This is a genomic window from Pseudomonas oryzihabitans (assembly GCF_001518815.1).
Taxonomy (GTDB): domain Bacteria; phylum Pseudomonadota; class Gammaproteobacteria; order Pseudomonadales; family Pseudomonadaceae; genus Chryseomonas; species Chryseomonas oryzihabitans_E.
On sequence record NZ_CP013987.1, the window covers coordinates 3,743,015 to 3,765,576 of the forward strand.

Genomic DNA, 22,562 nt, shown 5'->3' on the forward strand with positions numbered 1-22,562 from the left:
GCACAGGCGATTCAGGTCCGATGAGGAACAGGCGTGAAACTCAGCGACATCGCCCAATTGGCCGGCGTATCCCTTACCACCGCCAGCTATGTCATCAATGGCAAGGCAGCGCAAAGGCGCATCAGCGCCGCGACCGTGGCGCGAGTCATGGCCGTGGTCGAGGCCCACGGCTATCAGCCTGATCAACGCGCTGCCGGCCTGCGCCGCGGGGCGACCCACACCCTGGGCTTTCTGCTGCCCGACCTGGAAAACCCAAGCTACGCCCGTCTGGCCAAACAGCTGGAGCGACGTGCGCGAGCGCGTGGCTATCAGTTGCTGATCGCCTGCACCGACGACAATCCCGACAGCGAACGCCAGCTCATCGCGCTGTTTCGCGCCCGTCGCTGCGATGGCCTGTTCACCGCCAGTAGCCTGGCCGAGGACGACGCGCCCTACCGACAGCTGCAGGAACACAACATCCCGATCATCGCCATCGATCGCCAGCTCGATCCCGCGCAGTTCTGCTCGGTGGTCAGCGACGACCACACCGCCGGCCGCCAGCTGGCGGCCACCTTGCTGACCCCGGACACCCACAGCATCGCCCTGATCGGCGCCCGCCCGGACCTGGTCATCAGCCGCGAGCGCGCCGCCGGTTTCGCCGCCGCCCTTGCCGATCACCCGGCGCGCCACTGGGAGCGTCATGCCCCTCACTACAGCCGCGACGGCGGCCGCGCTCAGGCCCAGGCGATGATCGAGGAACTCGGCCACTGGCCCGACGCCCTGCTGGCCACCTCCTATGTGCTGCTGCAAGGTGTGCTGGACGTGCTGCGCGATCATCCGCTGGCCGAGGGCAACACCTTGCGCCTGGCGACCTTTGGCGACACCCAGTTGCTCGACTACCTGCCGTTCAAGGTCAACGCCATCTCCCAGCAACACGAGGTCATCACCGAGCGGGCCCTGGAGCTGATGCTGGACGCCCTGGAAAACGACCACTACCTGCCCGGTGTCCAAGCCATTCCAAGGGTTCTCAAACGCCGCCTGTCATGAGCCTGCTGATCGACACCCACAACCACCTGGACTACCCGGGCTTCGACGCCGAGCGGCCCGCGCTGCTGGCCGAATGCGCGCGAATCGGCGTGGTGCGCCAGGTACTGATCGGTGTCGAGCGCAGCCAGTGGCCGCAACTCTGGAGGGTTGCAACAGCCCATGACGGCCTCTATGCGGCCCCAGGCCTGCATCCGCTATACCTGCACCGCCATCAGGAGGCCGATATCGAGGCGCTCAGGACCTTCTGCCTGGACCATCGGCCAGATCCCCGCCTCTGCGCAATCGGCGAGATCGGTCTGGACTATTTCATCGAGACGCCGGACAAGCCGCGCCAGGCCTGGTTCTTCGAGCAGCAGGTGCGCCTGGCCATGGAGCTGGAGTTGCCGGTGCTGCTACACGTGCGCCGCGCCCATGCCGATGTGGTCAAGATTCTGAAACGCCTCAAGCCGCCACGCGCCGGCATTGCCCATGCCTTTTCCGGCAGCTACGAAGAAGCCCGTGAATACCTGCGCCTGGGTTTCAAGATCGGCCTGGGTGGCGCCCCCACCTGGCCCCAGGCCAGACGGCTGCAGCGCGTGCTGCCGCAGCTGCCACTGGATGGCATCGTGCTGGAAACGGACGCGCCCGATATGCCACCGGCCATGCACCCGGACGTGCGCAACAGTCCGACCCATCTGCCAGCCATCTGCGCCGCCCTGGCGCCGCTGTGGCAGGTCTCTGCCGAGACCCTGGCCGCCGCCACTACGCGCAATGCCTGCGCGGTGTTCGGCTGGGAGGCAGACCCGCCGGCCTAATCCTCGCCAGGCTGCAACTCGGCCTCCAGGCGCTGCCAGTCGAAGGCTGGCCCCGGATCGGTCTTGCGCCCCGGCGCGATGTCGCTGTGGCCCTGGATACGCTCGGCGGTGATCGCCGGATAGGTTCGCTGCAAGGCCCTCGTCAACCGCCCCAGGGCACGGTACTGAGCATCGGTGTAGGCCAGCTCATCGGTGCCTTCCAATTCGATGCCGAGGGAAAAGTCGTTGCAGTTCTCACGACCGTCGAAGCAGGACACACCAGCGTGCCAGGCCCGCTGTTCGCAGGACACGAACTGGGTCACCACCCCATCGCGCTCGATGAGAAAGTGGGCAGCCACCTTCAGCTCGGCGATTTCCGCGAAGAAGGGATGGGCCGAGTGATCCAGGCAGTTCTGGAAGAAGGCCTGGACGCAACCGGTGCCGAACTGCCCGGGCGGCAAGCTGATGTTGTGGATCACCAGCAGGGACACCTCCGTCCCGGGCGGTCGTTCGTTATGGTTGGGCGAAGGGCAGAGTCGCGCCTCGCGATACCAGCCATCGACGAACACCCTGTCCATCAGCGCGCCTTGGCCTTGAGCGCGTCGCGCAGGGCATTGGCGTCGCTGAATTCGCGCTGACTGACGAAGCGCCCATGATCGAGGGTCACCCAGAGCACCTTGTCGGCATCCCCTGGGAAGCGCGGCACGACGCGCGATTCGCGATCGAGCAGCACCCGGTAGCCGTACTTGCGCATGGCCGGCACGGCGAACATCCGGGTAATGGCAGCCGGCATGCTGCTGATGTCGGCGATATAGGCCACCCGGGTGCCGTCGATATAGTTCGCGGGCTGGTCGCGCATGGCTTCCTTTACCAGCCCGGAGCCGCTCATGCTGCGGGCGACCAGCAACACCTGCAACTGATCGTCGAAGGTATAGGGCTGATCCCGCTGGTCGAGCAGGGTGAAGGGCGAGACACGTTCGCCCGGCTCGAGCGCCAGGGCGGACAGCGGCAGCAACAGACACGACAGCAACAACGCCAGAACTCTTGCGCGCATGGCATCTTCTCTTGAGCGATCTATCAGGGCCGCTATCCTGCCCTACCGCCCAGGCTTGCACCACCCATCGCATCGAGGAGCCCCATGATTCCGCTCAAAGAACTGCTCGCCCAGGTTCCCCAGTCCGGCGAGGTGCGCTGGATCGGTGTGCGACCCGCCTCGCGCGCGCCCATGGTCGAGATCGAGGCCGTGGAGGCGCGCCGGGATGCGGGTCTTACCGGCGATCATGCCCGCCCTACCCCACGCAACCAGCGCCAGGTCACCCTCATTCAATGGGAGCATCTGCCAGTGGTCGCGGCCCTGATCGGCACGCCCGTGGCGCCGGCGGATCTCAGACGCAGCCTGGCCATCGCCGGAATCAATCTCTTCAGCCTGAAGAATCGCCGCTTCCGTATCGGCCAGGCGGTGCTGGAAACCACCGGCTGGTGCCAGCCCTGCGCGCGTCTGGAAGAACGCCTGGGCGCAGGTACCTTCCAGGCCATGCGGGGTCATGGCGGACTCACCGCCCGGGTGCTGGAGAGCGGCATCATCCGCCTGGGTGATCGAGTACAGGTGCTGGATTGACCCCAGTTTCCCTAGGGTCGAATGGCCGGGCCAGCCCGGTTAAACTAGCGCCACCTCTCGTCGCCGCGGACATCGCCGCCTGGGTAGATGCAGGCTGTTTCCCTTGAAAACCACCAGTTCTCGCCCATCTTCCTCTTCAGATACCGCGATCCCCATACGGCGCGACGACCCCTGATTTCGTCCGGCCCGGGACTGCGCCCGCTTGCGGCGACGCGCCCGGACCGGCCAAGGCTTTCCTTCTCCAAGAGTACTCTCCATGACCCATCGCATCGTTATCGTCGGCGGCGGCGCCGGCGGCCTGGAACTGGCTACCCGCCTGGGCCGCAGCCTGGGCAAGCGCGACCAGGCGCAGATCGTGCTGATCGACGCCAACGCCACCCACCTGTGGAAACCCCTGCTGCACGAGGTGGCCGCCGGCTCGCTCAATTCCACCGAGGACGAGCTGAGCTACGTTGCCCAGGCCAAGTGGAACCACTTCGACTTCCAGCTCGGACGCATGACCGGTCTGGATCGCGAGCGCCGCAAGGTGCAGCTGGCGGCGATCGAGGACGACGGCGCCATCCTGGTCCCGGAGCGGGAGATCGGCTATGACTCCCTGGTGCTGGCCATCGGCAGCACCACCAACGATTTCGGCACCCCGGGCGCTGCGGAAAACTGCATCTTCCTCGACACCCGTGCCCAGGCCGAACGCTTCCACCGCAAGCTCCTGACCCACTACCTGCGCGCCCACGTCAGCGAGCAGCCGGGTGAATTCATCGAGGTGGCCATCGTCGGTGCCGGCGCCACCGGCGTGGAGCTGGCCGCCGAGCTGCGCAATGCCGCCGAAGAGCTGCAGGCCTATGGCATGGACCGCATCCGTCCCGAAGACCTGCGCATCACGCTGGTCGAGGCTGGCCCGCGCATCCTGCCGGCCCTGCCGGAGCGCCTCGCCGGCCAGGCGCAGCGGACCCTGGAAAAACTCGGTGTCCGGGTGCTGACCAGTTCGGCGGTCAAGGAAGTCCGGGCCGACGGCCTGCAGACCGCTGGCGAATTCGTCCCGGCCAGTCTCAAGGTCTGGGCCGCCGGTATCCGCGCACCGGCCTTTCTCAAGGACCTGGCTGGCCTCGAGACCAATCGCATCAACCAGCTGGTGGTGAATTCGACGTTGCAGACCACTCGCGATCCCGATGTCTTTGCCCTTGGCGACTGCGCGGCCTGCCCCCTCACCCCGGGCGACACCCGTACCGTACCGCCCCGCGCCCAGTCCGCCCACCAGCAGGCCTCGCTGCTGGTCAAGACCTTCAAGGCGCGCCTGGAAGGCAAGCCGTTGCCCGACTATGTCTACAAGGACTACGGCTCGCTGATCTCGCTGTCGCGCTTCAGCGCGGTAGGCAATCTCATGGGTGGCGCCCTCGGCAGCCTGACCCTGGAAGGCTGGCTGGCGCGGACCTTCTATGTCTCGCTCTACCGGATGCACCAGGTCGCTCTCTATGGCCCGCTGCGGGCCCTGGCGCTGTTTGCCGGCGATCACCTGAGACGCAAGACCGAGCCACGCCTGAAGCTGCACTGAGCCCCTGACTCAGGCATAAAAAAAGCCGTCCTTGGGACGGCTTTTTTCATTCCACAACGGTTTCAGGACGGCGACTGACCACGCAGGTTGCCGATCACCGAGGTCATGGCGCGATCAAACAGCAGGGCATCGTCGAGCAGCCGTACCCGGCCTTCCTGGTAATCCAGCGCCAGTTCCTCGCGAGTGCGATCCAGGACCTTCATGCCGGTGCGATTGACGAACACCAGCCGCCCCATGGGGCGAATGACCGCGGCCAGCTTGCAGCGCAACTTCTGCTCGACGTCGAGGATTTCCAGCCAGGCGCCAACCGACAGGTTATCCACCCACTCCAGGGACTCGGCGGTCAGGCCTGCGATCCGTTCGCCTGCCCGAGGCAGCTCGAAGGGTTCGTCGGCAGGGACCGGCGTCGGCGCGGCCGTCACCACATCCGGAGTCGCCGACGCTTCCGCCAGCTCGGGGCGCGTCTGCTGAAAGGTCTGTACGTGCAGGGACTCGAGCTCGGTGAAGAATTCAGAGGTGGAAAAGGGATCGAAGGCCGCGCTGGCCAGGCCTTCGCGCAAGGCCTTGAGCAGACCGGGTACCATTTCCAGCAGCCGCTGCCGCGAGGCCACGTCGTGGTGCGGCTGGATGCTCCAGATCAGATCGTCCATGGTCTTCAGGGCCGCGCGCCATTCGCTGGAGTCGTAGCCTTGCTTCAGGCAGGTCAGCAACAGCACCTGGCTCCAGGCCTCGCGCAAGACGCGCTGCACGGCGCCTGGCAACTGATGCTCCTGCAGGCGCTGACTCAGCACGTGCTCCACCTGCAACCGGGCGATCTCGGCACGGGCCCGGCCTTCCTCGGCGTCACGGGTGCGCTGTTCCAGCAGCTCGCTACGGCGCTGTTCATCGCTGACATAGGCCATGAAGTCGGCCAGCAATTCGGCGAAGATCTCCGGATCGTCGACGAAGTCGCTCAACAGACGCTGCACGATCTGCTCGATCTTCTGATAGAGACCGTCGCGCTGCAGATCGCTTTGTTCACCCCAGCCCAGGGAGGCCGCGGCGATCTCGTTGAGCAGGCGGCGCGCCGGATGGCTGCCACGGCTGAAAAAGGTCTTGTCGAGGACCGCCACTTTGAGCATGGGGATCTGAAGACGGGCGATCAGGGCCTTGAGCGAGTCCGGCAGGGTGAGGTCATCGAGAATGAATTCGAACAGCATCGCCACCAGATTGATGACGTCTTCGTCGACCTGCCCCACCACGCGCTTTCGACCCGAGCGCTCGCTGATGCGGCCCAGCGCCACGCCCAGCTGCGCCTTCAGGTCGTAACCGTCCACGGACTGACTGGATATCTGCTGTTGCAGGTGCGACAGCAGACGCATGAGGTCGTAGCTGGTGATGACCTGGCCATCGCCGCTCGCGGCGCCCTCGTCGCTGGCCCTTCCGCCACCCAGGGTGGCACTGCCCGGGGATCGCAACTGGGCCAGCAGGCCCTGCAGGGTGCCGAAGAGCTCCTGACCATCGTCTTCGCTATTGACGTGGGCCGGCGTGCGCCCGCTGTACCCCTTGGACGAGCGGCCCGGTACCTGCTGGGGAATGGCCTTGAGCTGGGGCAGTACCCCGGCATCGACCAGTTGCCGATTGGATTCCGCGTACAGCTGACCAAGGCCGTTGAGCACGAAGCGCTCGAACAGCTTGTAGATGATCAACTTGACCTTGATGTCGGTATCGAGATCGCGGCAGGCCTCGACGAAGGCCTCGCACAGGCGGCGCGGCCCCAGGGGATGAGTCGCGTCATCCAGCTTGCTGGACAGCTGGGTGTTGAATCTGATGGTCAGGTGGCTGATGGCCATGGCGTTGTTGCTGAGCGCCTTGGCCACCATGGTGTCCACCGCCACGCTCTCTTCCAGGGCGTCGTTCTGCACCAGACTCAAGTCTTCGTAGGAGACGCTGTCCAGGCGCATCTCTGGCTTGCTGCCAACGAGATTATTCAGCGCGGCGAAGCGTTCGAAATATTGCTGGAGAAAGCTGCGCTCGATGCTCTTGCGTCTCAGGCGCAGATCACGCATCGCTTCGAAGTAGAGGCTTTGTTCTTGGTTGCTGCCGGCCCGATCGGCCATTTCGAAGAGGGCATCGTCGGCATTGTCGAACAGCTGCTGCAAAGAGGTGTTGAGTCGCTGAGCGGCGCGATCCCTGACCGGTAAAAGCACAGCAGGCAATCGGGAAGAAGATTCCCCGAGCGCCTTGAAATGAACCACATTTACGTCGTTCTGCACCACCGCCTCCCACAACCGTCCTTGCGTTCGGCTGAATCGCGTTCCACTACAGGAGCATTGAACAACGTTGGCCGCCCTGGCCGCGAGGTGAAACGTTGTCGATGTGCCATTATTTGCTCTGCAACGGCATCGACCAATCGGCATCTGCGCAGTACATGACCGGGTTCACAAGGCACCTGTCAGCCAGCGCCTGCCCTTCGAATGATTCAACGTTGTCTATCTCAGATCGTCAACCTCCCCTAAAGTTGCCCGTCCGCTTCCTGCAGCCCCCTATCGGAGTCCCTCAATGTCCAGCGCTACCCTGTCCGATCTTGCCCAGGTCATCACTGAAAACGTCGCCGCAGCCCTGCGCGAAGACGTTGGCAGCGGCGATCTCACGGCGGGCCTGATTCCCGCCCAGCAGCACGCCCGGGCGCGCGTTATCACCCGAGAAGCGGCGGTCGTGGCAGGCAGCGCCTGGGTCGACGAGGTGTTCCGCGTCCTGGATCCGCAGGTGACCGTCAGCTGGCAGGTGGCGGATGGTGACCGGGTCGCCCCTGACCAGGTGCTGTTCGAACTCCAGGGGCCGGCGCGGGCCCTGCTCACCGGCGAGCGCAGCGCCCTCAACTTCCTGCAGCTGCTGTCCGGCACCGCCACCCGCTGCCGGCACTATGCCGACTTGGTACAGGACACGGCCGTGCGCCTGCTGGACACTCGCAAGACCCTACCTGGCCTACGCCGCGCCCAGAAATATGCGGTCACCTGCGGCGGCTGCTACAACCACCGGATCGGGCTGTTCGACGCCTTCCTGATCAAGGAAAACCACATCGCCGCCTGTGGCGGCATCGCCCAGGCCGTGGATGCCGCTCGCCACTTGGCACCGGGGCGCCCGGTAGAGGTCGAGGTGGAAAATCTGCAGGAACTGGAACAGGCCCTGGCCGCGGGTGCGGACATCGTCATGCTGGACGAACTGAGCCTGGCCGACATGCGCACGGCAGTGGCCCTGACCGCCGGCCGGGCCAAGCTGGAGGCCTCGGGGGGCGTCAACGAAGACACCCTGCTCGGCATCGCCCAGACCGGCGTCGACTACATCTCCATCGGCACCCTGACCAAGGACGTCAAGGCGATCGATCTGTCGATGCGGATCCTCGCGTGAGCGGGATAGGCAAAGGGCGTCGCGGCGGCTAGACTCCGCAGCCGCGCCAAGCGCGCACCGGCTTCGAGCGGTCCCCGCGACCGCTCGCCCCTCGCGATACTCGAACAAGATCGAACCCGTGACCAAAGATCAACTGCGCGCTGAACTGGAACGCCAGGCCCAGCGCTATCAAGATGTCTACGGTGGCGAAATCGTCACCTACGCCGCTCAGCCCAAACCCGATCGCAAACCCTGGAAGAAGCGTCCTACCGTGCAGGACGAGGTATTCGCCTCGGAAGTGCGCAAGATCGCCGACCACAAGGCCAAGACCGCTGCCGAAGCGACCGCTCAGGACGACTGAGCGGAGCCGTTGGAATGCGCGTCATCTGGCGCTGCATCCGCGTGGCCTGCCGACGCCTGTAGCTGACGCCAGAGCGCGGCCGCTGCGCTGAAGTCCGCGCCGTCCTCGTCCGTCATGGCCTGCAGGTCATAGCGGGCGAGGCAGCCTTCGCCCAGGCGCGGCGGCGGCTCCGCAGTGCCGGGCGCCGCCTGGACATCGCGGTCAGTCGAAGATGACGGTCTTGTTGCCATGGACCATGACCCGCTCTTGCAGGTGGTATCTCAGCCCACGCGACAGCACCATCTTCTCGACGTCCTTGCCCAGCCGCACCATGTCCTCGACATTGTCTCTATGGCTGACACGTTCCACGTCCTGCTCGATGATCGGGCCGGCATCCAGCTCTTCGGTCACATAGTGGCAGGTGGCGCCGATCAGCTTCACGCCCCGCAGCGCGGCCTGGTGATAGGGCTTGGCGCCGACGAAGGACGGCAGGAAGCTGTGGTGGATGTTGATCACCTGATGGGCGTAGCGGGCGCAGAGATCGGGCGGCAGGATCTGCATGTAGCGCGCCAGCACCACGGTATCCGCCTGGTGCAGATCGATCAGCCGCGAGACCTCGTCGAAGGCCGGCTGCTTGTTGGCGGGATCGACCGGCACATGGAAAAAGGGAATACCGTGCCATTCGACCATGCTACGCAGGGTGTCGTGGTTGGAGATGACACAGGGAATCTCGCAATCCAACTCGCCGCTGTGCCAGCGGTGCAGCAGGTCCGCCAGGCAGTGGGATTCGCGGCTGGCCATGAGCACCACGCGCTTGCGCTGGGCCGAGTCGGTGATCCGCCATTGCATGGAGAACTCTCGCGCGATGGGCGCGAAGGCCTGGCGAAAACCTGCCAGATCGAAGGGCAGTGAATCGGCGCGGATCTCATGGCGCATGAAGAACCAGCCACTCTCCGTATCCGAATGATGACTCGCTTCGGTAATCCAGCCGTTATAGGTCGCCAGGAAGTTGCTGACCTTGGCCACGATACCTACCCCGTCCGGACAGGCGATCACCAGACGAAACGTTTGCATAGCACAACCTCGAGCGAAAAGGGGCTGCATTCTAGGCGCAGTCGCTGGCAGCGTCGAGCGGCGCCGGGCTCCGCACACAGGCCCCAGGAGACCAGTGGATAATCGAAAGCGGCCAGTCGTCACCTGACAAGTTCCATGGATATTCCGTTTAAAGTTGCAGGCGACTTGGCAAATCCATTAATGCCGCACTCAAATGACTAATGAACGCCTATATCCAAGACCGTTTACTTATCCCGATAGCCAATCTATGATTGCTGCAGACTTTCACCTCTGCATCATTTCAGAACAAAGGCCGTTTATGTCACTCATCAATGAATACCGCCAGACCGAAGAAGCCATCAAGGAACTGCAGGAGCGCCTGAAGTCGCTGCAACAGGATGACAAACTGCAGCGCGAACTGGAGTTCGAAAAGAAACTGCGTTCGCTGATGGGTGAGTATCAGAAGTCCCTGCGCGACATCATCGGCATTCTCGACACCGAAGCCAAACCCGCGCGTCAGGCTCGCACCAACAAGGCCAGCAACACTGCCACCCCCAAGCGTGCGCGCAAAGTTAAGCAGTATAAGAATCCGCACAATGGCGAAGTGATCGAAACCAAGGGCGGCAATCACAAGACCTTGAAAGAGTGGAAGGCCAAGTGGGGCTCCGACGACGTCGAGTCCTGGGCTACCCTGCTGGATTGATCGGAAAACGCCGGCTTGCCGGCGTTTTTCTTGCCTTCTTACCAGCGCTACGGCCAGTGCAGGGCCTCAGGCGCCAGCAATACCTGCTCCTACCCTGCGCACGTTCAGCAACCTGCTCAAACCTCCACCTACTCGTGCCCATTCCCTAGTCTGCCAGGGTGGCGAGCAGGATTAGGCAGATCACCTCATCGGTTTGCCGATCCAAGCCCTTTCTTTATCCGTGCTTCTCTTGATCGGTGACAAAGCGCCGCGACTTTAGGTCGCAGTGGTAACGTCGCTATCCAGTTGCTGGATCAGGCTGCGCACATGAGCGGACCAGGCATCGAGAATGGGTAGCACATCGACGGACACTTCAAGACGCAATTGTTCGCTCAAGGCAAGGAATTGACTACAGGTCATATGTCCTTGTCCGGCTTCGCTCAGCAATCGCTGCCGACAGAATTGCCGCCAGCGTATCTCCTCTTCCGCCGTCAGCAATTCAGGAAAGTTACGTGCGCGGTAGCGAAAGAACAGTTCCGGATGACGCTCATCCTGAAAGGCCCAGGTTCGAGTACCAAGTTGCTCGGCGGAACAATGACGAACTTGATCGCAGAGTTGCCGTTCCTCAGCCGCGATGAAACCGTCATACAGTCTTAGCTCGGCGTCCTGTTCCTGCTCGGAAAAACCGGATGGCTCGCTATAGATCGCCTGCACCTTGGGCTGCCAATTCGCACGCTGATCGAGAATCCGGCGAACGGTGCGCCAGACGGCGGCCAGATCGAACTGCAGGCGTTCCGTGTCCGCAGGACGCAGGACGCTGAAGGGCGCCAGGATCGGGCACTTGTTGATCTGCACCAGCTTGAGGGGGACCGGCAGTTCGCCTTCGGCGAGGGCATCGCGCCGAGTGTAGAGGCGCTGGCGCAGATTATCGGCATCGAGGTCGAACAGCGGATCCGGCGCTGCGCCGAGATCACAGACGATCAACGCGTTGCGGTTGACCGGATGCCAGGCCAGCGGCAGGACGGGAGCAAGAAAGTGACGCTCGGCGCTGAAGCGACCGGAGACATGCAGCAAGGGCTCGAGCAGACGAATGCGTGCGAGTGCCGCCTTCTTCTGACGCTGCGTCCAGAGATAGTCGTAGAGCCGCGGCTGGCGCTGCCTGACCAGCCGTGCCAGGGCGAGGGTCGCACGGACATCGGCCAGGGCGTCGTGCGCCTGGCTGTGCTCGATGCCGTTGGCCAGGGTCAACCGGTCGAGGCGCAGGGACAGCCGCTGGTTTTCCTCGGGCCAGGTGAGGCCCTCCGGGCGAAAGGCATAGACTGCCCGGATCAGGCCCAGCACATCCCAGCGACTGTTACCCTGCTGCCACTCACGGGCATAGGGATCGTGGAAGTTGCGGTACAGGCTGTGCCGCACCATTTCGTCATCGAAGCGCAGGTTGTTGTAGCCAACGGTGCAGGTGCGCGGGCGGCTGACTTCGTCATGGAGACGCTGCACGAAATCTCGCTCGCGCAGCCCCAGGCGCTGCAGGGTAGCCGGCAGGATACCGGTGACCAGGCAGGCCGAGGGATGCGGGAGGACATCCGGGCTCAGCTGGCAATGCAGATTGAGCGGTTCGCCAATTTCATTGAGTTCAAGGTCGGTACGAACCCCTGCAACCTGCAACGGACGATCCCGCCGCGGATCGATCCCCGTGGTCTCGAAGTCGTACCAGAAGATACTGTCAGTCACACCGCCCTCCTCTGGAATGGCCGCAGTCTAGCATCGCCAAGCGTCTTGCTCCCGATCGCCCGCACCCGCTAGGCTCTGGACTTATCCCCCTGTATTGCCACCACCCATGCGTTCAGTCGATCGGCTCTCCCTTCGCGCCAGATGCCGATTCATCGGTAGCCGCCTGAGCGTCGCGTTGTGGGCGCTGACGCTGTCCGCTGCCTGCCTCGCCCAACAGCCGCCCCTGTCCTGCCCGCTACCGCCACAGGCCGACAGCGGACCGGCCAGCCTGCGACTCATCCATCAGGCAGTCGACAGCCGCACCGCCCGCCAACTCGCCACCCAGCTCGCCGCAGCGAACGCGACCGATGCCGACCCGCTGTCCCTGGCGGCGGCCTATCTAAGCCACTTCGGTAGCCTGGTCCGGCGCAGCCGTCCCGAGCAGCTCGCCGAACTCCCAATGAGCGGGGGCGTGCGACTCTGGCTGGCCGGCAATCCACCGCTGTCGGAACAGGATGCCGAAAGGCTGCTGGACTGGGTCGCGTCGGGAGGGCGGCTGGTGGCCATTGCCGATGACAGCACCCTTGCCCTGACGGCGACCCTGGGCGTGCGCCCCATGCCGACCCGGGAGCTGAGTGGCGCCGCCCAGCCGATCATGGCGCTGCCACTCTGGCCCAATCTGACCCAGCTCTACCTGGCCGAGGACGATGCCCCTGCCTACCTGGGCTTCGACGACAGTCGTCATCTGTTCGATGTCGGCGATCAGGCGGTGGCCTGGGCGAGCAGCGCCAGCGCCACCCATCTGCTGCTGCTGCCCTGGGGCGACGGCAGCGTCACCCTGCTGTCGGATACCGAGCTCTGGAGCAACGCCCGGCTCCCTCAGTACGACAATGCCTGGTTGCTGTGGTACCTGACCCAAGGCGCGCCGGTGACCCTCGTTGCCCCGGCACCGCCCGTCCCCCTCTGGCTCGAAGTCCTGCAACGCGGCGGCCTGGCAGTCGTGCTACTGGGTCTGGCGCTGGCCTTCTGGTGGCGACAGCGGGAGACCCACCCTGCAGGGCGCGGGGCGGAGCTGATCAGCGTCCTGCAACGCGATATCCAGCGCGAGGTACAACGCCGCCGCCCGGAACTCGCCGACCAGGGGGTGGCCGAGCGCTGGCAATATCTCGCCCGCCTGAGCGGCCTGAGCACCCGGGTAGTGGGCGAAGCGATGCGTCCCAGCCCTGCGCGCCTATCCGGTCGAGACTTCACCCGCCGTGTCGCTCAGTTGCGCCACCTGCGCCTGGCCGTGCGTCCCACCGTTCTTGAGGAATCCCGATGACCGACACCTCCCCTTCCGACGCTGCCCCGGCGGACGCTGGCGAAACGGGCGTCAAGGCCCGCGCCCTGACCCGCCTGCAGGCCCTGCGCCAGGCCCTGCTCAAGGTGCTGCCGCAGCAGGATGCCGCCGTGGACGGATTGCTCGCCACCCTGCTGGCCGGCGGTCATCTGCTGCTGGAAGGCCCGACCGGGGCCGGCAAGACCCTCCTGGCCCGGACCCTGGCTGCCAGCCTGGAGGCCGGCTTCGCCCGATTGCATTGTCATCCCGCACAGAATCCGGCCGACGTGGCGGGCGAAATCGTCATGGACAGTGGCAGCGACAGCGCCCGTCTGCGCCGCGGACCGCTGTTCAACTCCCTGGTGCTGATCGAGGACCTGCACCGCGCGCCGGCCCCGGTCCTCACTCTGCTGGACGATGCCCTGCAGGGCCGCCAGCTGAGCCTGGAAGGCCGCCAGGTGCCTCTGCCCACGCCCTTCATGGTGATTGCCACCCGCGCGCCGGGCAGCGACCTGCCCCTGGCAATACGCGATCGCTTCCTGGTGCAACTGCGCCTGGAGTGGCCGGCCGAGCCTCAGGAGCTCGCCGCCTTGCGCCAGGCCGTACAACTGGGCCACGCCGATCCCTTGGAGGCGGCGGCCCTGCGCCCTCTGCTGCAAGCGCGGGACTTGCCAGCCCTGCAGCGCCTGGTAGCAGCCCTGCCGATAGCGGAGCCGGTGCTGGAGCATGCCTTGCGTCTGGTGCGCCTCACCCGGGAATGGCCAGCTTTCGAGCAGGGCGCCGGACCGCGGGCGGCGCAAGCACTGCTGCGTCTCGCCCAGGCCCAGGCCTTCCTGCGGGGCGGCGACAGCGTCGCCGCCGAGGATGTACGTACGCTGCTGCCCGCCGTGCTGCGGCCACGCCTGCGGCTGACGCCGGAGCGGGAATTCGAGGGTGACAGCCTCGACGGCCAGATCCTCAAATTGCTGGGACAGTGTCCGGCGCCGCGTCCATGATCGCGCGTCGCCACCTCCCGCTGGCGCTGGCCAGCCTGGCCCTGATCAGCCTGATCCTCGGTCTGGCCGCGCCACCGTCGTGGCAGGGACTGCCCGCGGCAGGCGCGGGACTGCTCCTGGCCGTTGCCTTGCTGGAGCGCCTGCGCCCACGCTGGCGAGGGCTAGGCCTCTGGCAACGTCCGCCGGCATGTCCTAGCCTGACCCAGGCACGGCGCCGCTCTAACACCACCCTGCACCTGCTGATCGCGAATCAGGCCCCGCACGGACAGACCGCCTGGCAAAGCGACCGCGACCAGGCCCTGGGCTTCTGGCAGAGTCTCGCGGCCAGTGGCAACGAGGTGCGCCTCTACGGCTTCGATCCCGAATTGCGCCTCGTCGCGGCGGCTACGCCAACCCGCGCACTGGACTCATCGGTCACCATCGACCCTGCCTCGGGCCCGGCGGGCGATCTCAAGGCAGCACTGGCACGACTCTGCAGCCAGGCGCGAGCCGGCAGTATCCTGGTGGTGGTGGCACCACTGGAAGAAAGCGCGGTGGACTGGCTTGCCCGGCTGGATCTGCAGCGACGCGGCCTGGCGCTCTGGCTGGTCGGCACCTCGCTGCGGCAAGTGGCGGAGCCCGGCGAGATTCGCGATTGGCGTAGCGCCTGGCGCTATGCCGAGGCCTGGCAGGCGCAGATCCGCAGTGAGCGACTGGCCGCGCGGCTAGGTAGACGGGGGATCCGCTGGCTAGCGGCCAGCGAAACGGCGGATCTGCACATCCGCCTGCTGCGACTCTGGGAAGACGACGGCCTTCAGATCGCCGACTGAGACAGGCGGCCGAAGGTGAAATAGTGCTGCAGCACGCCGATCAGTTCGGCGAATTCGGCCGGCGGCTCGGCGACGCTGAAGCCGGAATCGTAGTTGCCCGGGGTCACGTCTTCGTTGCTCCACTGGCAGCGAGCGTCGAAATCGACGAAGTGCAGCTGCCCATCCTGGCCTGGAATCTTCAGCCGAAGTTCGAAACTCGCGTTCACCAGCATGGGCAGCTGACTGATCATCAGGAGCCCTTCCCGGGAGATGTTGCCGATATAGCCCATGGGCTTGTCGGTGAAACGGTTGAACACCTTCAGGTAGTAGGGCAACTGATGGCGTTCGATACGACGATTCTGAGTCATGGTGCGATTCATCCTGCACACGGTAAAGCCACTTTACCGACAACGTCCTGGAAAGCTCAGCGCTGCGGTAGGTTTCGCACCGGTTGGGGCGTCGCAACGGCCGTTCCGCCATCTAGCCCCATTTGGCGCAGGGTGTCCAGTCGGGCCTGGGCCCGAAAGGCGTATTCACTGGCCGGATAGCGGGCCTGGATGAAACGATAGGTCTGGGCGGCGTCGCCGTACAGCTGCTGCTGCTCCAGGCACTGACCACGCAGCATGGACATCTCCGGCTGCAGCCAGGGCCGCGCCCGCCCCTTGCGCTCGGCCTGGGAGATCTGCAGCAGAGCGTTGGTGCAGTCGCCTTCGGCATAGGATTTGTAGGCGGCATCGAGATAGGAATTCATCGAAACGCTGGTACAGCCGGTGAGGCCGAGCAGCAGGAACAGGCAGAGATAAGGGCGCATGGAAAGTCCTCCTGTTCGCTAGATCGGCGCCGAGGCCAGCTTCTTGAGGCCAAACGACCATTGGTGTGACGAACCTGTAAAAAGCCGTCATGTGCTGGCCACTCGACGGCGCTACAATGAAGCGCGCTCCGTGTTCTACGTCGACTCGTCGCCGAGGACCTGTTCACCATCTCGCGAGCTAGAGGCAAACAAAGTGAAAATGCTTGAGGAAGCGAGTTTACGAAGGGTAAATGAGCACTCCGAGGGCATTTTCAACGTCGTTTGGCCGACGCGCAGCAGATCGTGAACAGCTTCTGAGGTGTCGACTCATGATTGCAATCCGCTAAAGGAAAGACTGCATGATTTATCGCCGTACCAAGATCGTCGCCACCCTAGGCCCGGCCAGCAATTCTCCGGAAGTCCTCGAGCAGCTCATCATCGCCGGCATCGACGTCGCCCGCCTGAACTTCTCGCATGGAACGCCCGACGAGCACCGTGCCCGTGGTCAGCTGGTACGGGATCTCGCCGCCAAGCACGGTCGTCACGTCGCCCTGCTCGGCGATCTCCAGGGTCCGAAGATCCGTATCGCCAAGTTCGTCAACAAGCGCATCGAACTCAAGGTCGGCGATCCCTTCCGCCTGTCCATCGCCCATCCCCGCACCGAAGGCACCGAAGAAGTGGTCGGCATCGACTACCCGGGCCTGGTCACCGACTGCCGCGTGGGTGACGAACTGCTGCTGGACGATGGCCGTGTGGTCCTGCGCGTAGAAGGCATGACCGCTACCGAACTGCACTGCACCACCTTGATCGGCGGCCCACTGTCCGATCACAAAGGCATCAACCGACGCGGTGGTGGCCTCACGGCGCCGGCACTGACCGACAAGGACCGCGAAGACATCAAGCTGGCTGCCTCCATGGAGGTCGACTACCTGGCCGTGTCCTTCCCGCGTGACGCCGAAGACATGAACGAAGCCCGGCGCCTGATGGAAGCCGCCGGCGGCAAGTCCTGGCTGGTGGCCAAGATCGAACGCGCCGAAGCCGTGGCCTGCGACGAAGCCCTGGACGGCCTCATCCATGCCAGCGACGCCGTGATGGTGGCCCGGGGTGATCTAGGTGTGGAAATCGGCGACGCCGAGCTGGTCGGCATCCAGAAGCGCATCATTTCCCACGCCCGTCGCCTCAACAAGGCAGTGATCACCGCGACCCAGATGATGGAATCGATGATCAGCAGCCCGATGCCGACCCGTGCGGAAGTCTCCGACGTAGCCAACGCCGTGCTGGATAACACCGACGCCGTGATGCTGTCCGCCGAGAGCGCCGCCGGCCAATACCCGGTGGAAGCGGTCAAGGCCATGGCGCGCGTCTGCGTCGGCGCCGAGAAGCAGCCCACCAGCAAGCTGTCCAGCCACCGCCTGGGCCAGACCTTCACCCGTTGGGACGAGAGTATCGCGCTGGCCTCCATCTACGTGGCCAACCACTTCCCCGGCGTGAAGGCCATCATCAGCCTGACCGACACCGGCTACACCCCGCTGATCATGTCGCGCCTGCGCTCCTCGGTGCCGATTTTCTCCTTCGCGTCCAGCCGCGCCACCCAGGCCCGCACCGCGCTGTTCCGCAACGTGCACACCATCCCCTTCGACCCGACCACCATGCCGGCGAACAAGGTGAGCCAGGCGGCGGTGGACGAGCTGCTCAAGCGCGGTATCGTCGAGCACGGCGACTGGGTGATCCTGACCAAGGGCGACAGCTACACCAAGCGTGACGGCACCAACACCATGAAGATGTATCGCGTGGGCGACCTGCTGGTCTGATCCCGCCACCGGTCCTCGACCGGTGCCAACGACGAAAGCCCCGAACAGGTGACTGCTCGGGGCTTTTTCATGGGCAGGGCTAAAGGTCGCCTGGGATCGGCAAGAGTTGGCAGGCCTAGAAACCGCCAGAGGCGAGGTAGGCAAGGTGCAGGGCGGCCGCGCCCAGCACGCCCAGGCTGCAGACGATAAGGATGCAGCGCTGCAACGAGCGCAATCGCCCTTCTCGCCGGGCCTGCAGGCGGCTGGCCGTGATCAGGGCTACGCTGGCTAACGGTTGTTCACGCATCGTCCCACTCCTCACCCCATTAAATGCACTATATTCTCATTCTCACATAGATCAAGGGAGTCCGACGAGCGTCCGGCCGACTGTGGCAGAATAGCCGGTTTGGTGCGAACAGCCTGGGTGAACGATGGCGTTACGTTTCGAACGGCTCAAGTGGCAGGACTGGAAAGGCGCCTTCACGGAGCGCAACTACGAGCGCGGCCGGCGGCTGGCGCTGGATGGGCTGGTGCACCTGCGCTCGGCGGTCAAGGGCCAGCTCTATGCGGAGTGCAGCAGCCCAGCGGGGCCTGCGTATCGCCAGGCGATCAGCCTGCGCCCGGGCGAGACCGCCTGGCGCGTCGACGCTCGCTGTACCTGTCCGGTCGGCCGCAATTGCAAGCACGCGGCTGCCGCCCTCATCGAACTCGAACGGCTGCAGCGCAGCGAGGCCGAACTGCCGGCCACGCCGGTGGCCAATCCGGAGTTACCGCAACCGGTACTGATCCTCGGCAGCCATACCCAGATCGATTACGACCGCCATATCGGCAAGATGCGGCCCACGGTGCGCCATCGCGCCGCCCTGGCGTTCGCCTATGGCCCGCGGCGGCTGTTCGGCCCCCTGCCCCGCACCCCTGATTCCAGCTACCCCGCGCGCCAGCTGCAGGCGGAACAACGCTGGCGGCAGACGCTGCTCGATCATGGCCTGCGCCTGGCGACCCGGCGCAGCGCCGCGCTGCCCGACGACAGCGGCGAGATGTTCGAACTGCCCGACGACCCCGCCTGGCTCAGATTCGTGCAGCAGATCATCCCCCGCCTGCGCGAGGCCGGCTGGCAGATCGAGGCTCACCCGGAATTCACCTTCGACCTGACGCCGGTAGAAGGCTGGTACGGCCATCTCCAAGAGGTGGAAGATCAGACCACCACCAGCGGTCTGTTCGACGTCGAACTGGGCATCCGCCTGGGCCAGCGCCGCGTCAGTCTGATTCCGTTGCTGATCGACGCCATTCGCCGCGAGCCTTCCCAATACGAGCCGGCGATGCTGGCCAAACGCGCCGACGACGAACCCGTCCTGCTGCGTATCGATCCACCACGCCTGGCGGGCCAGCAGGGCCGGGTGCAGCGAGTCGCCGTGCCCCTGGGTCGGCTCAAGCCAATCCTGCAGATCCTTGGCGAGCTCTATGCCACGGATCGCCTCACCAGCGAGCGGGCCCTGCGCCTGCCGCGCCTCGACGCCGCCCGCCTGGCGGAGCTGGATGAGCGCCTGCCGCTGGAGTGGGAAGGCGGCGAACGCCTGAGAAGCTTTGCCGAGCGCCTGCGCAGCTATGCAGCCGAGCCGGTGGTCCTGCCCGATACCCTGCACGCCGAATTACGCCCCTATCAGCGCGAGGGCGTGGCCTGGCTGCAGGCGCTGCGGGAACTGGAAGTCGGCGGCATCCTGGCCGACGACATGGGCCTGGGCAAGACGTTGCAAACCCTGGCGCACATCCTCGTCGAACAGGCGGCAGGACGGCTGACCGCGCCGGCACTGATCGTCATGCCCACCAGCCTGATTCCCAACTGGCAGGACGAGATCGCCCGCTTCGCGCCTGGTCTGCGCGTACTGACCCTGCAAGGCAGCGCCCGCAGCAGTCGCTTCGACCGCATACCCGAACATGACGTGGTGCTTACCACCTACGCCCTGCTCCCCCGTGATGCCGAGCGCCTGGCCGACTATGACTTTCACCTGCAGGTACTGGACGAAGCCCAGTCGATCAAGAATGCCGCCACCAAGGCCGCTCAGGCGGCGCGACACCTGCGGGCCCGCCATCGCCTCTGCCTGACCGGTACGCCGCTGGAAAACCACCTGGGCGAGCTCTGGTCGCAATTCCACTTCCTGATGCCCGGCTGGCTGGGGGACGAGAAAGGCTTCAAGCAGGCCTATCGCATCCCGGTGGAGCGCGAAGGTGATGTGCAGCGCCTGGCAGCGCTCAAGGCCCGGGTGCGGCCCTTCATGTTGCGCCGCACCAAGCAGCGGGTCGCCAGCGAATTGCCGCCCAAGACCGAGATCGTCCAGCTGGTCGAACTGAGCACGGCGCAACGCGAGCGCTACGAAGACCTGCGGCTGCTGCTGGACGAACGCGTCCGCGCCGAGATCGCCCGTCAGGGGATCGGCCGCAGCCAGCTGTTGATCCTCGATGCCCTGCTGCGCCTGCGCCAGGTCTGCTGCGATCTGCGGCTGGTGCCTAACGAAGACGACAGCGTGGCCAAGCCCTCGGCGAAGCTGGCAGCCCTGAACGAAAGGCTCGACGCCCTGCTTCCGGGGGGCAGCCGCGTGCTGGTGTTCTCCCAGTTCACCAGCATGCTCGACCTCATCGCTGCCGATCTCGACCAGCGCGGCATCGAGTACGTCACCCTGACCGGCGAGACCCGTGATCGGCGCACCCCGGTGCAGCGTTTCCAGAATGGCGAGGTACCGGTGTTCCTGCTCAGTCTCAAGGCGGGTGGCAGCGGTCTCAACCTGACCGCTGCCGACACGGTGATCCACTTCGATCCCTGGTGGAATCCGGCGGCCGAGCAGCAGGCCAGCGACCGTGCCTATCGGATCGGTCAGGATCGCCCGGTGTTCGTCTACAAGTTGATCGCCCGTGGCACCCTGGAAGAACGCATCCAGCAGCTACAGCAGGAAAAGGCGCGCCTCAGCGCCGGCATCCTCAGCGAGAACAGCGGCGACTGGCGCCTGACCGAAAGCGACCTGGCCCAGCTGCTGGCACCGCTGGACCGCTAGGCTTCAGCCGGTTGGTCGCTCTGACGGCGCGGTACCTGGCTTGGCCAGCCGCGTCGCCAACGGCGAAGCGGATAGGTGCTGCGCACGCTACTTGTCGCCCTCGCCCACCACATCGCCCGTCGCATCGAGCACCTTGCTGGAAGGAAACTTGTTCGAAGCGACCCTGACCGCCAGCACCGAAAGCGACAGCAGAAAGATCCCACCGCAGAGATACAGCAGGCCGATATCAGGCGGCCGATGGTGCGACACATCGCCGATCAGATAGCGGGTCAGGGCGGTGATGGCGATGTAGAGCAGAAACCGGATGGGCAGGTGATTGGTCTTGAAGTAGATGCCCACCATGGCACCCAGCTCCAGATAGATGAAGAGCAGGAGAATGTCATCGATGCTGGCCTGCCCCTTGTCGACCATACCCATGAAGGCCATCACCGAGGCCCAGGCCGTGGCTGCCCCGATGGCGAACAGACCAAAGTAGTGGAAACCTTCCACCATCAGGTTGCCGAGCGAATTCGCCCCGTCATGCATACGTTTGCGGCTGCTATCGGCCCATTTCATATACGGTTACTCCATTCAGGCACTGGGACTACCAGGCCTGCTAGCCAGCAGATCGCGGAAAGGTGTGAACTGGCAACGTCAGGTCGCTCTTGAAGAGAATGCCGACCCGGACGACCCGGCGATGACGCTTCCAATGGCTTAGCCATTCGCTCAGGGATTCGCCCAAGCTGGAATTCCCGTTCTCAAGGTTGCTCTGGCACCAGCTCGCTCTTATAGCGAGAAGCCGGACGGTCGACCAGTGCGCGACTGTCGCAGACTGGACGGCCAGGCGCCGGCAGGCTAAAACCTGAGAGAAAGCCCAAAGGGCCTGGAGTCTATCTTGGAACCGCGTCTTTCTTGCCTCGCCTGCCTGGACCGGCCCGACCCTCGGCTGCTGGAAGCCGCGCTCTGGATCGCGGCTGAGCACCATCAGGAGGTCGATCCTCACGCCCTGCTGCATTCACTGGACGATCTGGCCCTGCGTCTGCTCGCCACCCTGGATGGCGATGCCAGTCACTCCGAGCGTGCCCAAGAATTGTTACGGCAGTTGTGCGACGCCGGCTTTCGCGCGGCCGATTGGCCATTGAATCCGACCGCAGCCCTGCTCGACGAAGTCCTGACGCGCCGCCGCGGGCAACCCCTATCGATCGCCCTGGTGGCACTGGAGCTGGCCCGGCGCCTGGAAATCGATCTGCAGGGCATCGGCTTTCCCGGCCATTTCCTGCTGCGCGTCCCGGGTGCGGATCACCTGCTTGAACCCTTCGGGGGGCGGCGCCTGTACATGAACGACTGCCGGCAGCTGCTGGTGGAGCAATTCGGCCCCGCCGCGCAACTGCAGGCGAGCTACCTGGCGCCACTGGGTCCGCGGCAGATGATGCAGCGGCTTTCGCGCAATCTGCGCGAATTACATCGCCAGGGCGAGCAACCACTGGCAGCGCTCAAGGATGCCCAGCGGGTCATCGAACTGGGGGCGGTAGGTGTCATCGATCACCTGGCGCGCGCCGATCTGTATCGGCAACTCGAGTGCCCCCAGGCCGAGCGCTACGACCTGCAGCACGCCCTGCTGATCAGCGAAGACGAAACCGAAAGGGAGCAGGTGCGGCGGCGCCTGAAACAGCTCGGCGCGCCTTCCGCCACGCTGCACTAGGTTCCGCACGAAACGTCATCGAGTGCAGGCCCC

The 22,562-nt window shown here is 65.0% G+C and carries 23 protein-coding genes; 13 read left to right on the forward strand and 10 right to left on the reverse strand.

Translation table 11 applies throughout. The features are described from left to right. Window positions 1-33 precede the first annotated feature (33 nt). Both cra and APT59_RS17055 read left to right on the forward strand, forming a co-directional pair. The gene (gene cra, locus APT59_RS17050) at window positions 34-1,026 is read left to right on the forward strand and encodes a catabolite repressor/activator (RefSeq protein WP_059315940.1); all 993 of its coding nucleotides are present in this window, start codon (window positions 34-36) and stop codon (window positions 1,024-1,026) included. Next, entirely contained in the window at window positions 1,023-1,820 is a 798-nt protein-coding gene (locus tag APT59_RS17055) for a TatD family hydrolase (protein ID WP_059315941.1), read from the forward strand. The genes cra and APT59_RS17055 overlap by 4 nt, the downstream gene beginning before the upstream one ends. On the opposite strand, the gene ampD is transcribed toward APT59_RS17055, so the two are convergent. Then, window positions 1,817-2,377, reverse strand: a complete 561-nt coding sequence (gene ampD / locus APT59_RS17060; RefSeq protein WP_059315942.1) for a 1,6-anhydro-N-acetylmuramyl-L-alanine amidase AmpD — start codon at window positions 2,375-2,377, stop codon at window positions 1,817-1,819. The two genes, APT59_RS17055 and ampD, sit on opposite strands and share 4 nt — an antisense overlap. After that, a complete protein-coding gene (locus tag APT59_RS17065; protein WP_174523147.1) occupies window positions 2,377-2,853 on the reverse strand; it encodes an FAD/FMN-containing dehydrogenase in 477 nt (158 codons plus the stop codon). Before APT59_RS17065 ends, ampD begins: the two co-directional genes overlap by 1 nt. A gap of 84 nt (window positions 2,854-2,937) precedes the next feature. Between APT59_RS17065 and APT59_RS17070 the strand changes: the two genes are divergently transcribed. Together APT59_RS17070 and APT59_RS17075 are read left to right on the forward strand one after the other, a co-directional pair. After that, window positions 2,938-3,417 carry an MOSC domain-containing protein gene (locus APT59_RS17070; protein ID WP_059315944.1) on the forward strand — a complete coding sequence of 160 codons (480 nt, stop codon included), beginning with the start codon at window positions 2,938-2,940 and terminating at the stop codon, window positions 3,415-3,417. Window positions 3,418-3,673: 256 nt separating this feature from the next. Then, window positions 3,674-4,966, forward strand: a complete 1,293-nt coding sequence (locus tag APT59_RS17075; protein ID WP_059315945.1) for an NAD(P)/FAD-dependent oxidoreductase — start codon at window positions 3,674-3,676, stop codon at window positions 4,964-4,966. Between the two features lie 62 nt (window positions 4,967-5,028). On the opposite strand, the gene APT59_RS17080 is transcribed toward APT59_RS17075, so the two are convergent. Next, the gene (locus APT59_RS17080; RefSeq protein ID WP_059316935.1) at window positions 5,029-7,221 is read right to left on the reverse strand and encodes a DUF1631 domain-containing protein; all 2,193 of its coding nucleotides are present in this window, start codon (window positions 7,219-7,221) and stop codon (window positions 5,029-5,031) included. A 286-nt stretch (window positions 7,222-7,507) separates the two neighbouring features. Here APT59_RS17080 and nadC point away from each other — a divergent pair, with 286 nt between their 5' ends. Both nadC and APT59_RS17090 read left to right on the forward strand, forming a co-directional pair. Further along, window positions 7,508-8,356 carry a carboxylating nicotinate-nucleotide diphosphorylase gene (gene nadC, locus APT59_RS17085; RefSeq protein ID WP_059315946.1) on the forward strand — a complete coding sequence of 283 codons (849 nt, stop codon included), beginning with the start codon at window positions 7,508-7,510 and terminating at the stop codon, window positions 8,354-8,356. A 118-nt stretch (window positions 8,357-8,474) separates the two neighbouring features. Then, a complete protein-coding gene (locus tag APT59_RS17090) occupies window positions 8,475-8,696 on the forward strand; it encodes a hypothetical protein (protein ID WP_059315947.1) in 222 nt (73 codons plus the stop codon). On the opposite strand, the gene APT59_RS22260 is transcribed toward APT59_RS17090, so the two are convergent. Both APT59_RS22260 and purU read right to left on the reverse strand, forming a co-directional pair. Continuing rightward, on the reverse strand, window positions 8,684-8,926 hold the full coding sequence (locus APT59_RS22260; protein WP_082696379.1) for a hypothetical protein: 243 nt from the start codon (window positions 8,924-8,926) through the stop codon (window positions 8,684-8,686). The two genes, APT59_RS17090 and APT59_RS22260, sit on opposite strands and share 13 nt — an antisense overlap. Beyond that, a complete protein-coding gene (gene purU, locus APT59_RS17095) occupies window positions 8,898-9,749 on the reverse strand; it encodes a formyltetrahydrofolate deformylase (RefSeq protein WP_059315948.1) in 852 nt (283 codons plus the stop codon). The genes APT59_RS22260 and purU overlap by 29 nt, the downstream gene beginning before the upstream one ends. A 298-nt stretch (window positions 9,750-10,047) precedes the next feature. On the opposite strand from purU, the gene mvaT reads away from it, so the two are divergent. Continuing rightward, complete coding sequence (mvaT, locus tag APT59_RS17100; RefSeq protein ID WP_059315949.1) at window positions 10,048-10,431, forward strand: histone-like nucleoid-structuring protein MvaT; 384 nt, start codon at window positions 10,048-10,050, stop codon at window positions 10,429-10,431. Between the two features lie 255 nt (window positions 10,432-10,686). Here the strand turns inward: mvaT and sbcB are convergent, their stop codons facing one another. Beyond that, window positions 10,687-12,141 (reverse strand): exodeoxyribonuclease I, encoded by a 1,455-nt coding sequence (gene sbcB / locus APT59_RS17105; protein ID WP_059315950.1) that lies wholly within the window; start codon window positions 12,139-12,141, stop codon window positions 10,687-10,689. Window positions 12,142-12,247: 106 nt separating this feature from the next. On the opposite strand from sbcB, the gene APT59_RS17110 reads away from it, so the two are divergent. Genes APT59_RS17110 through APT59_RS17120 form a run of 3 tightly spaced genes read left to right on the forward strand, consistent with a single transcriptional unit; the run spans window position 12,248 to window position 15,242 of the window. Beyond that, window positions 12,248-13,441 carry a DUF4350 domain-containing protein gene (locus tag APT59_RS17110; protein ID WP_237140534.1) on the forward strand — a complete coding sequence of 398 codons (1,194 nt, stop codon included), beginning with the start codon at window positions 12,248-12,250 and terminating at the stop codon, window positions 13,439-13,441. After that, a complete protein-coding gene (locus tag APT59_RS17115; protein ID WP_059315951.1) occupies window positions 13,438-14,433 on the forward strand; it encodes an AAA family ATPase in 996 nt (331 codons plus the stop codon). The genes APT59_RS17110 and APT59_RS17115 overlap by 4 nt, the downstream gene beginning before the upstream one ends. Further along, window positions 14,430-15,242, forward strand: coding sequence for a hypothetical protein (locus APT59_RS17120; protein ID WP_082696380.1), 813 nt, complete (start codon window positions 14,430-14,432; stop codon window positions 15,240-15,242). The genes APT59_RS17115 and APT59_RS17120 overlap by 4 nt, the downstream gene beginning before the upstream one ends. On the opposite strand, the gene APT59_RS17125 is transcribed toward APT59_RS17120, so the two are convergent. Next, on the reverse strand, window positions 15,227-15,589 hold the full coding sequence (locus APT59_RS17125; protein WP_059316936.1) for a PilZ domain-containing protein: 363 nt from the start codon (window positions 15,587-15,589) through the stop codon (window positions 15,227-15,229). The two genes, APT59_RS17120 and APT59_RS17125, sit on opposite strands and share 16 nt — an antisense overlap. Window positions 15,590-15,645: 56 nt before the next feature. Further along, complete coding sequence (locus tag APT59_RS17130; protein WP_059315953.1) at window positions 15,646-16,032, reverse strand: tetratricopeptide repeat protein; 387 nt, start codon at window positions 16,030-16,032, stop codon at window positions 15,646-15,648. Between the two features lie 338 nt (window positions 16,033-16,370). On the opposite strand from APT59_RS17130, the gene pyk reads away from it, so the two are divergent. Then, window positions 16,371-17,822 (forward strand): pyruvate kinase, encoded by a 1,452-nt coding sequence (gene pyk / locus APT59_RS17135; RefSeq protein ID WP_059315954.1) that lies wholly within the window; start codon window positions 16,371-16,373, stop codon window positions 17,820-17,822. Between the two features lie 115 nt (window positions 17,823-17,937). On the opposite strand, the gene APT59_RS22585 is transcribed toward pyk, so the two are convergent. Continuing rightward, window positions 17,938-18,108 carry a hypothetical protein gene (locus tag APT59_RS22585; RefSeq protein WP_167348567.1) on the reverse strand — a complete coding sequence of 57 codons (171 nt, stop codon included), beginning with the start codon at window positions 18,106-18,108 and terminating at the stop codon, window positions 17,938-17,940. A 124-nt stretch (window positions 18,109-18,232) separates the two neighbouring features. Between APT59_RS22585 and APT59_RS17140 the strand changes: the two genes are divergently transcribed. After that, the gene (locus APT59_RS17140; RefSeq protein ID WP_059315955.1) at window positions 18,233-20,848 is read left to right on the forward strand and encodes a DEAD/DEAH box helicase; all 2,616 of its coding nucleotides are present in this window, start codon (window positions 18,233-18,235) and stop codon (window positions 20,846-20,848) included. Between the two features lie 87 nt (window positions 20,849-20,935). Here the strand turns inward: APT59_RS17140 and APT59_RS17145 are convergent, their stop codons facing one another. Then, complete coding sequence (locus APT59_RS17145) at window positions 20,936-21,403, reverse strand: phosphate-starvation-inducible protein PsiE (protein ID WP_059315956.1); 468 nt, start codon at window positions 21,401-21,403, stop codon at window positions 20,936-20,938. Between the two features lie 319 nt (window positions 21,404-21,722). Here APT59_RS17145 and APT59_RS17150 point away from each other — a divergent pair, with 319 nt between their 5' ends. Beyond that, window positions 21,723-22,529, forward strand: a complete 807-nt coding sequence (locus tag APT59_RS17150) for a SirB1 family protein (RefSeq protein WP_059315957.1) — start codon at window positions 21,723-21,725, stop codon at window positions 22,527-22,529. Window positions 22,530-22,562 lie beyond the last annotated feature (33 nt).

Coding starts and splice junctions, on each gene's coding strand:
- APT59_RS17055 (WP_059315941.1), top strand. CDS start 1,023: ATGAGCCTGCTGATCGACACCCACAACCACCTGGACTACCCGGGCTTC.
- ampD (WP_059315942.1), bottom strand. CDS start 2,377: ATGGACAGGGTGTTCGTCGATGGCTGGTATCGCGAGGCGCGACTCTGC.
- APT59_RS17065 (WP_174523147.1), bottom strand. CDS start 2,853: ATGCGCGCAAGAGTTCTGGCGTTGTTGCTGTCGTGTCTGTTGCTGCCG.
- APT59_RS17070 (WP_059315944.1), top strand. CDS start 2,938: ATGATTCCGCTCAAAGAACTGCTCGCCCAGGTTCCCCAGTCCGGCGAG.
- APT59_RS17075 (WP_059315945.1), top strand. CDS start 3,674: ATGACCCATCGCATCGTTATCGTCGGCGGCGGCGCCGGCGGCCTGGAA.
- nadC (WP_059315946.1), top strand. CDS start 7,508: ATGTCCAGCGCTACCCTGTCCGATCTTGCCCAGGTCATCACTGAAAAC.
- APT59_RS22260 (WP_082696379.1), bottom strand. CDS start 8,926: ATGGCAACAAGACCGTCATCTTCGACTGACCGCGATGTCCAGGCGGCG.
- purU (WP_059315948.1), bottom strand. CDS start 9,749: ATGCAAACGTTTCGTCTGGTGATCGCCTGTCCGGACGGGGTAGGTATC.
- mvaT (WP_059315949.1), top strand. CDS start 10,048: ATGTCACTCATCAATGAATACCGCCAGACCGAAGAAGCCATCAAGGAA.
- APT59_RS17110 (WP_237140534.1), top strand. CDS start 12,248: ATGCGTTCAGTCGATCGGCTCTCCCTTCGCGCCAGATGCCGATTCATC.
- APT59_RS17115 (WP_059315951.1), top strand. CDS start 13,438: ATGACCGACACCTCCCCTTCCGACGCTGCCCCGGCGGACGCTGGCGAA.
- APT59_RS17120 (WP_082696380.1), top strand. CDS start 14,430: ATGATCGCGCGTCGCCACCTCCCGCTGGCGCTGGCCAGCCTGGCCCTG.
- APT59_RS17125 (WP_059316936.1), bottom strand. CDS start 15,589: ATGACTCAGAATCGTCGTATCGAACGCCATCAGTTGCCCTACTACCTG.
- APT59_RS17130 (WP_059315953.1), bottom strand. CDS start 16,032: ATGCGCCCTTATCTCTGCCTGTTCCTGCTGCTCGGCCTCACCGGCTGT.
- pyk (WP_059315954.1), top strand. CDS start 16,371: ATGATTTATCGCCGTACCAAGATCGTCGCCACCCTAGGCCCGGCCAGC.
- APT59_RS22585 (WP_167348567.1), bottom strand. CDS start 18,108: ATGCGTGAACAACCGTTAGCCAGCGTAGCCCTGATCACGGCCAGCCGC.
- APT59_RS17140 (WP_059315955.1), top strand. CDS start 18,233: ATGGCGTTACGTTTCGAACGGCTCAAGTGGCAGGACTGGAAAGGCGCC.
- APT59_RS17145 (WP_059315956.1), bottom strand. CDS start 21,403: ATGAAATGGGCCGATAGCAGCCGCAAACGTATGCATGACGGGGCGAAT.